The organism is Pseudomonas sp. AC136 (assembly GCF_979258585.1).
On sequence record NZ_OZ409865.1, the window covers coordinates 3704496 to 3716454 of the forward strand.

At 62.0% G+C, this 11959-nt stretch carries 14 protein-coding genes; 8 read left to right on the forward strand and 6 right to left on the reverse strand.

Annotation, left to right across the window (positions count from 1 at the left end; all coding sequences use genetic code 11):
• Positions 1-24: 24 nt before the first annotated feature.
• Both ACZZZU_RS16450 and ACZZZU_RS16455 read right to left on the reverse strand, forming a co-directional pair.
• Positions 25-336 (reverse strand): cell division protein ZapA, encoded by a 312-nt coding sequence (locus tag ACZZZU_RS16450; protein WP_108097941.1) that lies wholly within the window; start codon positions 334-336, stop codon positions 25-27.
• Positions 336-542: a TIGR02449 family protein gene (locus ACZZZU_RS16455; RefSeq protein ID WP_122449701.1), complete on the reverse strand. Its 207-nt coding sequence runs from the start codon at positions 540-542 to the stop codon at positions 336-338. Before ACZZZU_RS16455 ends, ACZZZU_RS16450 begins: the two co-directional genes overlap by 1 nt.
• A gap of 180 nt (positions 543-722) precedes the next feature.
• Between ACZZZU_RS16455 and ACZZZU_RS16460 the strand changes: the two genes are divergently transcribed.
• From ACZZZU_RS16460 to gcvH, 8 genes are all read left to right on the forward strand, one after another.
• Complete coding sequence (locus ACZZZU_RS16460; protein WP_463551216.1) at positions 723-1280, forward strand: YecA/YgfB family protein; 558 nt, start codon at positions 723-725, stop codon at positions 1278-1280.
• Between the two features lie 36 nt (positions 1281-1316).
• The gene (gene pepP / locus ACZZZU_RS16465) at positions 1317-2651 is read left to right on the forward strand and encodes a Xaa-Pro aminopeptidase (RefSeq protein ID WP_463551217.1); all 1335 of its coding nucleotides are present in this window, start codon (positions 1317-1319) and stop codon (positions 2649-2651) included.
• Positions 2652-2659: 8 nt separating this feature from the next.
• Positions 2660-3868: a 2-octaprenyl-6-methoxyphenyl hydroxylase gene (ubiH, locus tag ACZZZU_RS16470; protein ID WP_463552144.1), complete on the forward strand. Its 1209-nt coding sequence runs from the start codon at positions 2660-2662 to the stop codon at positions 3866-3868.
• A 53-nt stretch (positions 3869-3921) separates the two neighbouring features.
• Positions 3922-5142 (forward strand): 2-octaprenyl-3-methyl-6-methoxy-1,4-benzoquinol hydroxylase, encoded by a 1221-nt coding sequence (locus ACZZZU_RS16475; RefSeq protein ID WP_463552145.1) that lies wholly within the window; start codon positions 3922-3924, stop codon positions 5140-5142.
• Positions 5143-5287: 145 nt separating this feature from the next.
• Positions 5288-6247 carry an extracellular solute-binding protein gene (locus ACZZZU_RS16480; protein WP_122497708.1) on the forward strand — a complete coding sequence of 320 codons (960 nt, stop codon included), beginning with the start codon at positions 5288-5290 and terminating at the stop codon, positions 6245-6247.
• 116 nt (positions 6248-6363) lie between these two features.
• Entirely contained in the window at positions 6364-7977 is a 1614-nt protein-coding gene (locus ACZZZU_RS16485) for an ABC transporter permease (protein WP_463551218.1), read from the forward strand.
• A 178-nt stretch (positions 7978-8155) separates the two neighbouring features.
• Positions 8156-9238 (forward strand): glycine cleavage system aminomethyltransferase GcvT, encoded by a 1083-nt coding sequence (gcvT, locus tag ACZZZU_RS16490; RefSeq protein WP_463551219.1) that lies wholly within the window; start codon positions 8156-8158, stop codon positions 9236-9238.
• Positions 9239-9335: 97 nt separating this feature from the next.
• Positions 9336-9725, forward strand: coding sequence for a glycine cleavage system protein GcvH (gcvH, locus tag ACZZZU_RS16495; RefSeq protein ID WP_122497420.1), 390 nt, complete (start codon positions 9336-9338; stop codon positions 9723-9725).
• 94 nt (positions 9726-9819) lie between these two features.
• Here the strand turns inward: gcvH and ACZZZU_RS16500 are convergent, their stop codons facing one another.
• The 4 genes from ACZZZU_RS16500 to ACZZZU_RS16515 form a co-directional block, all read right to left on the reverse strand.
• Positions 9820-10044 carry a hypothetical protein gene (locus ACZZZU_RS16500; protein WP_463551220.1) on the reverse strand — a complete coding sequence of 75 codons (225 nt, stop codon included), beginning with the start codon at positions 10042-10044 and terminating at the stop codon, positions 9820-9822.
• A gap of 92 nt (positions 10045-10136) precedes the next feature.
• Positions 10137-10457, reverse strand: a complete 321-nt coding sequence (locus tag ACZZZU_RS16505) for a DUF2388 domain-containing protein (RefSeq protein WP_463551221.1) — start codon at positions 10455-10457, stop codon at positions 10137-10139.
• A 104-nt stretch (positions 10458-10561) separates the two neighbouring features.
• Positions 10562-11011 (reverse strand): NfeD family protein, encoded by a 450-nt coding sequence (locus tag ACZZZU_RS16510; RefSeq protein ID WP_122497406.1) that lies wholly within the window; start codon positions 11009-11011, stop codon positions 10562-10564.
• Positions 11012-11024: 13 nt separating this feature from the next.
• On the reverse strand, positions 11025-11951 hold the full coding sequence (locus ACZZZU_RS16515; protein WP_122449711.1) for an SPFH domain-containing protein: 927 nt from the start codon (positions 11949-11951) through the stop codon (positions 11025-11027).
• Positions 11952-11959: the final 8 nt, after the last annotated feature.

Consider the following 11959-nt stretch of genomic DNA (forward strand, 5'->3'; position numbering starts at 1 on the left):
ATAACCCAATCCACCGCTCTGCAATCAGCTATGGCTGCTGTCCTGATCGGTGGCCAGGGCGCCGTCGACTCGCTCGAGCAAGTCACGCACGTGGGCGCGGGTGGAGCTGACGTCCTGATCAAGGCGCTGCTGTTTATGCAGCAGGTCGTGGGTAATGTTGAGTGCGGCCATGACGGCAACGCGGTCGGCGCCGATGACTTTGCCGCCGCTGCGGATCTCACGCATCTTGCCGTCCAGGTAGCGCGCGGCGCTCTCAAGGTTGGCGCGTTCGTCCGCCGGGCAGGCGATGCAATAGTCTTTGTCGAGGATGTGAACGGTAACGGTGTTCGAGGTCATTAGTCCTGCTCCAGGGCTTTGAGGCGCGAAATCATCGATTCGACCTTATGCCGGGCCATTTCGTTCTTTTCGATCAGATGGGCGCGCTCTTCGCGCCACGCCTGCTCGCTTGCGCGCAGGGCGCGGTTGTCCGCTTTGAGCTGCTCGACGCGTTGAATAAGCAGTTCCAGCTTGATGGTCAGCGCGTGCAGATCGGCGTCTTCCATGGGCTCTCGCTAGGGCGTGTGTGATGCAAGTGGTGGAGTGTCGAAGCGGCGAAACTATATCGGAAGGCGCCGACGTTGGTACAAACCTGTTGATAGCCGCCAATGGTTTTGGCGCGCTTGCCGGTGCTAGGATACAAGGCCTCCATTCTAGTCATTGCGCCCTCTGGCGCCTAGTTGCCAATGCCCACTCAAAATTCCCCGTATAGCGCTTTCGCCACCCTGCTTGCCAGCAGCGGTCAACCTGTTTCGCCTGCTGAATTGCATGGCCTGTTGCTCGGTCGCAGTTGCGCCGGTGCCGGCTTCGAAACGGATGCCTGGCTGGTCGACGCCGCCGACCTGCTCACCGCCGAGCCGCAAGACAACATCAAGGCCGCGCTGATCGGTCTGCAGGAAATGGTCAAAGCCGAACTCACTGGCGAAGACATCGCCGTGGTTCTGCTGCTGCCCTCCGATGACGCGCCGCTGGCCGAACGTGCCGCCGCCATGGGCCAGTGGTGCCAAGGCTTTCTCGCTGGTTTCGGCCTGACCGCACGTGATGCGGCGCTGAGCAGCGAGGCCATGGAAGTGCTGCAAGACCTCGCCGCCATCGCCCAGGTGCAAGAAGCGCTGGAAGAATCCGAAGACGGCGAAAACGACTATATGGAAGTGATGGAATACCTGCGCGTTGCGCCTTTGCTGCTGTTCACCGAATGCGTGAAACCTGCTGCGCCCGCCGCTGCAAAACCGTCGCTGCACTGATTTTCGTCCCAGACTTTTGACCAGATGAGTCCGTCCATGATCAGCATCCCCAAGTCGGAATACGCTCGTCGGCGCAAGGCGCTGATGGCGCAGATGGAACCCAACAGCATCGCCATTCTGCCGGCCGCGCCGGTGTACATCCGCAATCGCGATGTCGAGCATGTGTACCGTCAGGACAGCGACTTCCAGTACCTCAGCGGTTTCCCTGAACCGGAAGCGGTAATTGCCTTGATCCCCGGCCGCGAGCACGGCGAATACGTGTTGTTCTGCCGCGAGCGCGATCCGGAACGCGAATTGTGGGACGGCCTGCGTGCCGGGCAAGACGGCGCCATCACCACCTATGGTGCGGACGATGCGTTCCCCATCGGCGACATCGACGAAATTCTGCCCGGCCTGATCGAAGGCCGTGACCGCGTGTATTACGCGATGGGCACCAACCAGGAGTTCGACCGGCACCTGATGGAGTGGATCAACGTCATCCGCTCCAAAGCCCGCCAGGGCGCTCAGCCGCCAAACGAATTCGTGGCCCTGACCCATCTGTTGCACGACATGCGTTTGTACAAGTCCGCCAACGAAGTGAAGGTGATGCGCGAAGCCGCGCAAATCTCGTCCCGCGCGCACATCCGCGCCATGCAAGCCAGCCGCGCCGGCTTGAGCGAGTACCACCTTGAAGCCGAGCTGGATTACGAATTCCGTAAAGGCGGCGCGAAAATGCCCGCGTACGGTTCCATCGTTGCCGCCGGCCGCAACGCCTGCATCCTGCACTACCGTGAAAACGACGCGCCGCTGAAAGACGGCGATCTGGTGCTGATTGATGCCGGCTGCGAAATCGATTGCTACGCCAGCGACATCACCCGCACCTTCCCGGTGAGCGGCAAGTTTTCACCCGAGCAGAAAGCCATTTACGAGTTGGTGCTGAAATCTCAAGAAGCGGCATTCGCCGCCATCGGCCCCGACAAACATTGGAACGAAGCCCACGAGGCGACCGTGCGGGTCATTACTGCCGGTTTGGTCGAGCTCGGTCTGCTGGAAGGCGACGTTGACGAGCTGATCGCCAGCGAAGCCTACAAACCGTTTTACATGCACCGCGCCGGCCACTGGCTGGGCATGGACGTTCACGACGTCGGCGATTACAAAGTCGGCGGCGAATGGCGCGTGCTGGAGCCGGGCATGGCGCTGACCGTTGAGCCGGGCATTTATATCGCCGTCGATAACCAGAACGTGGCGAAGAAATGGCGCGGCATCGGTGTGCGCATTGAAGACGACGTGGTGGTGACCAAAACCGGTTGCGAAATCATCACCAAAGACGCGCCGAAAACCGTGGCGGAAATCGAAGCCTTGATGGCCGCTGCTCGCGTGCAGGCGGCGTGAGCGCGTCGGTGACTGGCGGCCGCGCCCAACTCGCAATAATCGGTGGCGGCCTGGTGGGCGCCAGCCTGGCGCTGGCCCTGCAAGCCGGCGCAAAGGCGCGCGGCTGGTCGATTGTGCTGATCGAGCCGTTCGCCCCCGGCGACACCTATCAGCCCAGTTATGACGCCCGTTCTACGGCGTTGTCCTACGGCACCCAGCAAATCTACCAACGCCTCGGCATCTGGCCGAAAGTGGCCGAGCGCGCCGAAGCCATTCGGCACATTCACGTCTCCGACCGCGGGCGCTTCGCCGCCGCACGATTGAGCGCGGAAGAAGAGGGCGTTCCGGCGCTGGGCTATGTGGCGGAAAACGCCTGGCTCGGCCATTGCCTCTGGCAAGCGCTGGATCCTGAGGTGGTGAGCTGGCGCTGCCCGGCCGAAGTGGTGGCCATGCAAGCGGTTGATCTCGAAGAAGGCCGCAGCGGTTACCGCCTGACCCTGAACGACGACACCTTGCTGGACTGCGACCTGGCCGTGCTGGCCGACGGCGGCCGCTCCCGGTTGCGCGAGCAGTTGGGCGTCACAGTCAAAACCACCGCTTATGAGCAAAACGCGCTGATCGCCAACGTCAGCATCAGCCAGCCCCATGGCGGTCAGGCGTTCGAGCGTTTCACCGATGAAGGCCCCATGGCCTTGCTGCCGCTTTCGGACAACCGCAGCGCCCTGGTCTGGACCCGCCCTGGCGACGACGCTCAGCGCTTGCTGGCCCTAGACGACCGGGCGTTTCTCGCCGAGCTGCAAACCACCTTTGGCTACCGCCTCGGCGCATTGCGAAAAGTCGGCGCGCGGCATGTTTACCCGCTGGCGCTGGTCGAAGCGCAGGAACAAGTGCGTCCGCATCTGGTCATTCTTGGCAACGCCGCGCACAGCCTGCACCCCATCGCGGGGCAGGGTTACAACCTGGCGTTGCGTGACGTACAAGCACTGGCTGAGGTGCTGCTCGCCGGGCCGTCAATACCGGGCGACTTCGCCTCGTTGCAGCAGTACTACACCCGGCAGCAACTGGACCAAAGCCTGACCGTCGGCTTTTCCGACCGCGTTACGCGTCTGTTCAGTACCGCCGAACCGCTGCTGGCCACCGGCCGCAATCTGGGCCTGTTGGGCCTCGACATGCTGCCGCCCGCCAAGCGTTGGTTTGCCCGGCAAGCCATGGGCATTGGCACTCGCAGCAACGGTTGACTCTTTTTTTCTGGCGGCCAATAGCCGCCCACGCATAGGCCCACAGCATGGAAATGCGAGCAGATTTGGTAATAGTCGGGGCCGGTATGGTCGGCAGTGCGCTGGGTTTGGCGCTGCAACATAGCGGTCTGAATATTCTGCTGATCGATGGCAGTCCCCTGAGCGTTAAGCCTTTCGACCACACCGCCGCGTTCGAGCCGCGTGTCAGCGCGTTGTCCATGGCCAGCCAGCGCATTCTCGAACGTGTCGGCGCCTGGTCGGGTATCGAAGCCAGGCGCAGCAGCCCCTATGGCGACATGCAGGTGTGGGACGGTTCCGGAACGGGCCAGATCCATTTCTCCGCCGCCAGCGTGCACGCCGACGTGCTTGGCCATATCGTCGAAAACCGCGTGATTCAGGATGCGTTGCTTGAGTGCCTGCACGATGCCGATATTGGCTTGCTGGCCGATGCCCGCCTCGAACAACTGCGCCATTCCGGCGACGATTGGCTGCTTACCCTGGCCGACGGCCGCATGGTGCGCACGCCGCTGGTTATCGCTGCTGACGGCGCCAATTCGGCGGTACGGCGGCTGGCCGGTTGCGCCACCCGAGAATGGAATTACCTGCACCACGCCATCGTCACCAGCGTGCGCTGCAGCCAGCCGCACCAACGCACCGCCTGGCAACGCTTCACCGATGACGGCCCGTTGGCCTTCTTGCCGCTGGCCCGTGACGGCGCGGCTGAGGAGTGGTGCTCCATCGTCTGGTCGACCACGCCGGCACAAGCCGAACGCTTGATGGCGTTGGACGACGAAGCCTTCCGAACTGAACTTGGCAAAGCCTTCGAATGGCGCTTGGGCGAGGTGCTGGAAGTTGATCCGCGTCTGTGCATTCCGCTGCGCCAGCGTCACGCCAAGCGATACGTGGAGCCCGGCTTGGCGCTGATCGGCGATGCCGCGCACACGATCCACCCGCTGGCGGGACAGGGCGTCAACCTCGGCTTTCTCGACGCCGCCGTGCTGGCCGAAGTGCTGCTGCATGCGGTCGAGCGTGGCGAAAGCCTGGCCGATACGCGTGTGCTCAGCCGTTTCGAGCGCCGGCGCATGCCGCACAACCTGGCGATGATGGCGGCGATGGAAGGCTTTGAGCGCTTGTTCCAGGCCGATCCGCTGCCCCTGCGCTGGCTGCGCAACAGCGGTTTGAATCTGGTGGACGGCTTGGCCGAAGGCAAAGCGCTGTTCGTGCGCCAGGCGCTGGGGTTGTCCGGTGACCTTCCGGCGTTAGCCAAGGCCTGAGGCGGCATAGCGGCGCCTCGCAACATTCCGACACACGTCGATCGCCGGTCGCCAACTGAGGTTAACTATCATTTGCGACCTTCTGGTTTTTACGAGGACGTTGTCCGTGCAGATTCGCCGCACCTGTTTTTCTCTGCTGGTACTGATGGCCGCAGCGACCGCGCAAGCCGCCGATGAAGTGGTGGTGTATTCCTCCCGTATCGATGAACTGATCAAACCGGTCTTCGACGCGTACACCGCCAAAACCGGTGTGAAGGTCAAGTTCATCACCGACAAGGAAGCGCCGCTGATGCAGCGCATCAAGGCCGAAGGCAGCAACGCCACCGCCGACCTGCTGCTCACCGTCGATGCTGGCAACCTCTGGCAGGCCGAGAATATGGGCATTTTGCAGCCCTTCGACTCGCCGGTTATCGACGCCAATATTCCCAGCCAATATCGTTCTTCCACCGACAGCTGGACCGGTCTGTCGCTGCGCGCGCGCACGATCGCCTACGCCACTGACCGGGTGAAGCCCGAAGAGCTTTCCACCTACGAAGCGCTGGCGGGCAAAGAGTGGGAAGGGCGTTTGTGCCTGCGCACGGCGAAAAAGGTCTACAACCAATCGCTGACCGCCACGCTGATCGAAACCCATGGCGCGGCCAAAACCGAAGAAATTCTCAAGGGCTGGGTGAACAACCTGTCCACCGACGTGTTCTCCGACGACATCGCTGTGCTGCAAGCCATCAATGCCGGGCAGTGCGATGTCGGCATCGTCAACACCTACTACTACGGCCGCCTGCACAAGCAAGACCCGAGTCTGGCCGTGAAGCTGTTCTGGCCGAACCAGGGCGACCGTGGCGTGCACGTCAATTTGTCCGGCATTGGCCTGACCCAGCACGCGCCGCACCCGGCTGCCGCCAAGGCGCTGGTTGAGTGGATGACGGGCCCCGAAGCGCAGGCGATTTTTGCCGGTGTTAACCAGGAATATCCGGCTAATCCCAGCGTTAAGCCGTCGGATGAGGTGGCGAGTTGGGGAGCGTTCAAGGCCGATACCATTCCGGTTGAGGTCGCCGGAAAGCGCCAGGCCGAAGCCATTAAGTTGATGGACCGCGCTGGCTGGTATTAAAAGCATCGCGGCTAAAGCCGCTCCTACAGGGTTTGCGTCGTCTGTAGGAGCGGCTTTAGCCGGGATCCCTGCAAACGTATAGTTGCGCCCTTACTCCATTCCAACCAGGCTCACCCGTGGTTCACCAACGTCGCTGGTACCTCATTTCTTTCGCCATCGCCGCGCTGGTGTTGTTGCCGCTCTCCGTTCTGCTGCTGTCATGGCAAACCATTGACCATGAAATTTGGGCCCACCTGTGGGATACCCAGATGCCACGCCTGCTCGGCAACACGCTGGTGCTGGTCATCGGCGTTGGCGTTGGCGTCACGCTGCTCGGCGTGAGTCTGGCCTGGCTCACCAGTCTGTGTGAGTTCCCCGGTCGACGCTGGCTCGACTGGGCGCTGATGCTACCGTTTGCCATTCCCGCTTACGTCCTGGCCTTTGTATTTGTCGGCTTGCTGGATTTCGCCGGGCCGCTGCAAACGCTGTTGCGCGAGTGGTTCGGCACCGGTGTGCGCTTGCCGCGGGTGCGCTCCACCGGTGGCGTGATTGTGGTGCTGGTGCTGGTTTTCTACCCCTATGTTTACCTGCTCGCGCGCAGCGCGTTTCTGGCTCAGGGCAAAGGGCTGATGGAGGCCGCGCGCATCCTCGGGCAAACCCCGTGGCAAGCGTTCTGGCGGGTGGCGATGCCCATGGCGCGGCCGGCGATTGGTGCGGGCATCGCCTTGGCGTTGATGGAAACCCTGGCGGATTTCGGCGCCGTGTCGGTGTTCAATTTCGACACCTTCACCACGGCCATCTACAAAACCTGGTACGGCTTTTACAGCCTGGCTAGCGCCACGCAACTCGCCAGCCTGTTGCTACTGGCGGTGATGCTGGTGGTATACGGCGAACGCCGCGCCCGAGGCGCCAGCCGGCCGGCCAGTGAGCGGCCGCGCGGGTATGCGCTTTATCACCTGCGCGGCTGGAAAGCCTTGGCGGCCAGCAGTTGGTGTGGCCTGGTATTCGCCTGCGCGTTTGTGGTGCCGCTGTTGCAGTTGATGGTGTGGTGCTGGCAGCGCGGGCGCTTTGACCTCGACGAGCGCTACATCGGCCTGATTCTCCACACGCTCTACTTGGGCGCCATCGCTGCGGCGGTGACGGTTGCGGTGGCGATGCTGCTGGTGTTTGCCCGCCGCCTGGTGCCGACGCGGCCGATCCGCAGCGCCGTGAGCCTGGCCAATCTCGGTTACGCCTTGCCCGGCTCGGTGCTCGCCGTGTCGATCATGCTGGTGTTCAGCTACCTGGACCGCGCGTGGGTGGTGCCGTTGTCGGCCTGGCTGGGCGGTGCCGGCAAACCGTTGCTGTTGGGCAGTTTGTCGGCGCTGGTACTGGCCTATCTCATCCGCTTTATTACCGTGGCGTACGGGCCGCTCGAAGGCGCACTGGCGCGCATTCGTCCGTCGCTGCCAGAAGCGTCTCGCAGCCTGGGCGTGTCCGGTTATGGGTTGTTCTTCCGCGTCTACCTGCCGCTGCTGGTGCCGGGTGCGCTGAGCGCGGCGCTATTGGTATTTGTCGATGTGTTGAAAGAAATGCCCGCCACCTTGCTGATGCGCCCGTTCGGCTGGGACACCCTCGCCGTGCGTATTTTCGAGATGACCAGCGAGGGCGAATGGGCGCGTGCCGCATTGCCTGCGCTGACGCTGGTACTGGTCGGCCTGCTGCCAGTGATCGGCCTGATCCGTCGTTCAGCGCGCCGCTTCGGGCATTGAACGCCTGGTCTGTAAGGCGTGTGTGCAGGCGGGAGTCTTGCGGCTACAATGCGCGCCATTCGGTGTAGGACGTCATCCAGACCGTCGTGTTGAAACCTCGTGCAAGTGCCCGTTTCCGTAGGCTCAGCCGCGTTTCACGCTTCGCCCACACCTTCGCCAAGCCCGGAAGGAGAAACCCATGGGACAGCGCACGCCCCTCTATGATCTGCACCTTGCATTGGGTGCCAAGATGGTCGATTTCGGTGGTTGGGATATGCCACTGCACTACGGCTCGCAAGTTGAGGAGCACCATGAAGTGCGTCGCGACTGCGGCGTCTTCGATGTGTCGCACATGACGGTGGTCGACGTCAGCGGCGCCCAGGCCAAGGCCTATCTTCAGCACTTGCTGGCCAACGATGTCGAGCGCCTGCACGACCTCGGCAAAGCCCTCTACAGCGCCATGCTCAACCATGAGGGCGGCGTGATCGACGACCTGATCGTCTACCTCACCGCTGACGGCTACCGCGTGGTGGTCAACGCCGCCACCCGCGACAAAGACATCGCCTGGATGCAAGCGCAAACCGCTGGCTTCGACGTGCAGCTCAACGAGCGCAGCGAACTGGCGATGTTGGCGATTCAAGGCCCCCACGCCCGCGCCAAGGTGGCGGAGCTGGTGTCATCCAGCCGTGCCACGTTGATTGCCGATCTCAAACCGTTCCAAGGCTTCGCCGATGGCGAATGGTTTATCGCGCGCACCGGCTATACCGGTGAAGACGGCCTGGAAATTGTGTTGCCGGTCGAGGACGCGTCGAGCTTCTTCAACGAACTGGTCGGCGCCGGCATCGCCCCGATTGGCTTGGGTGCACGGGACACGCTGCGCCTGGAAGCGGGCATGAATCTCTATGGTCAGGACATGGACGAAAGCGTTTCGCCCCTGGCCGCCAACATGGCCTGGACCATCGCCTGGGAACCGACCACTCGCCAGTTCGTCGGCCGTGAGGCGTTGCAAGCCCAGCGCGACGCCGGCGACCAGTCCAAACTGGTGGGCCTGGTGCTTGAGGAGCGTGGCGTGTTACGTGCTCATCAAGTGGTGCGGGTCGAAGGCGTTGGCGAGGGCGAAATCACCAGCGGCAGCTTTTCGCCTACGCTGGGGAAATCCATTGCCCTGGCGCGGGTTCCGGCGAGCACTGGCGAACGAGCCGAGGTGGAAATTCGCGGCAAGTGGTATCCCGTGCGGGTGGTTCGGCCTAATTTCGTGCGCCACGGCAAGGCGTTGATCTGATCGGTTGTGATGCAGTGCTACGCCAGTTTCGGCGACGCGCCACAACCTGCTAAATTTTCCAGGCGGACGTTCCGCCTCCCGACTTGAGGACCAAGACATGAGCAATATCCCCAGCGACCTGCGTTACGCCGCCAGCCACGAATGGGCCCGCCTTGAAGCCGATGGCAGCGTGACCGTGGGCATCTCCGACCACGCGCAGGAAGCGCTGGGCGACGTGGTATTCGTCGAGCTGCCGGAAGTCGGCAAGCAACTGGCCGCAGGCCAAGAAGCCGGTGTAGTGGAATCGGTTAAAGCCGCCTCCGACATCTACTCGCCGGTCAGTGGCACCGTCACCGCCGTTAACGACGCCCTGGCCGACGCGCCAGAAAGCGTGAATGGCGACCCCTACGGCACTTGGTTCTACAAGCTGCAGCCGAGCGATGTGAGCGAATTGGACAAGCTGCTCGATGCGGGCGCTTACCAAGCTGTCGCCGACGCTGACGCTTAAGCGATCCGCGCTATGCAAAAAGCCCCGACATGGTCGGGGCTTTTTTGTGTGTGGCTTATGTTGGGCTTCGCGTTGCTCAACAAATCCAAACGGCTTACTCGTTTTTGAGCTGAAGCCTTGACAGCAACCCCAGCAGCAACACGTTGAAGATGATCAGCAAGCCGGTGCTAAAGGCGCTCAGCAATTGCCAAACGGCGGTTGGCAGGTACGTCAAAATGTCGAGGCCGATCAGTGACACCAAACGGTCGGTGAACCAGATGGCGTTCACAGCAATGATCAGGATCAGAATGACCTTGAGGGTCGGGATGGGATTGCCCATGGCAACGGTCCTTGTCGATAGAAGTGAAGCGCGATGCTCGCATATTCACCGCGTCCGCAACCGGACGCGGTAGGCAATCCAGCCCTATCAGCTTACTGCGCGCTGCTTGCCGGTTCGGCAGTCAGAATGGCCTGGGCCAATTCGTCGTCCGAGGCTTTCAGGCCTGGGTGCTCAGCGCGCACTTTCTGCAGTGCAGCTTCCAGGTACGGGCCACGGATGGCGCCGTTGCTGGCGATGTAGCTGCCGGCGTCTTCCTGGGCGTTAACGATCACTTTGTGGTCGTCGCGCGAGGTCAGATAAAACGAGCCGGTGGTGGCGCCAGATGACAGCACATTGCGCCAGAACGTGTCGGCCGTGGCCGAAGCAACCGGGACGATCAGCAACAAGGACGCAATAGCGAGTCTGCGGTGCATGGTGATTCTCCTGCGATAACTGGCTGATAACGCGTGGGTGTGTGGAGCCTGAAGTTACGACTCCAAGCCCAACGCGCGAGTTCCAATTGCTTCGCAGGGCGCGTTCAGGCGCAGGCTTTTATTTTCAGCACCACGCCGTCCTGGCCGACTACTTCCACCGGTGTACCGACGGGCAAGTCAGGCCCGCTCACCAGCCACAGTGTGTCGCCTGCTTTGATCTTGCCGCGTCCCCCGACGATGGCCTCATGCAGCGCAAACGTACGGCCGAGAAATTCCTGGCCGCGTTGGTTCAAGCCCGATTGCTGGGAGGTTTTATTGCCGGCACGCAGCCGTTGCCACCAGAGCACGGCGGTGGCCAGCGAAAGCACGGCAAACAGCAGAAATTGCCACGGCCACGGCAAGGCCGGGAACAGGTAACTGATGACACCGACCGCCGCAGCGGCCATGCCCGTCCAGAGCAAATAACCGCCAGCGCCGAACACTTCCAGAATCAGCAGCAAGGTGCCCAGCGCGAGCCAGTCCCAGAAGGACAGGTGTTGTAGAAAATCCATCATCTGACGCGCGTCCTCAGGCCTTTTTATTGTTTTGATCAAACGTGGCTTTGACGATTTCGCCAATACCGCCGATCGCGCCGATCACCTGGCTCGCTTCCAGCGGCATCAGGATCACCTTGCTGTTGTTGGCCGAGGCCAGCTTGCCCAAGGCATCGACGTACTTTTGCGCAACGAAATAGTTGATGGCCTGCACGTTGCCGGTGGCGATGGCCTCGGATACCACTTGCGTGGCCCGCGCTTCCGCTTCGGCCTGACGCTCACGCGCTTCAGACTCCAGAAACGCGGCTTGGCGTTCGCCTTCGGCCTCAAGAATTTGCGCCTGTTTTTTCCCTTCGGCGGTCAGAATCGCCGCGGCGCGCAGGCCTTCGGCTTCCAAAATTTGCGCGCGCTTTACCCGCTCGGCTTTCATTTGCCCGGACATGGCGGCCATAAGGTCGGCGGGTGGGCTGATGTCTTTGATTTCGATACGAGTGATCTTGATGCCCCATGGCGCCGTGGCTTCGTCAACGGTGCGCAGCAGCCGTTCGTTGATCACGTCGCGCTGGCCGAGCATGGCGTCCAGTTCCATGGAGCCCAGCACGGTGCGGATATTGGTTTGCAGCAGGTTGCGGATGGCGTGTTCGAGGTTGTTGACCTCGTAAGCCGCCTGGGCGGTGTTCACCACTTGGAAAAAGCACACGGCATCGATTTGTACGGTGGCGTTGTCCGAGGTGATGACTTCTTGCGGCGGAATATCCAGCACGTTTTCCATCACGTTGATGCGCCGCCCGATGCGGTCCATCACCGGCACGATAATGTTCAGGCCTGGGCGCAGCGTGTTGGTGTAGCGACCAAAGCGCTCCACCGTCCACTCGAAACCTTGCGGCACCACTTTGAAACCCATGAAAAGAATGGCGACCGCGAGGCCGACGAAAAGGAAAAGCACACTGCCGATTTGCATAACGGATC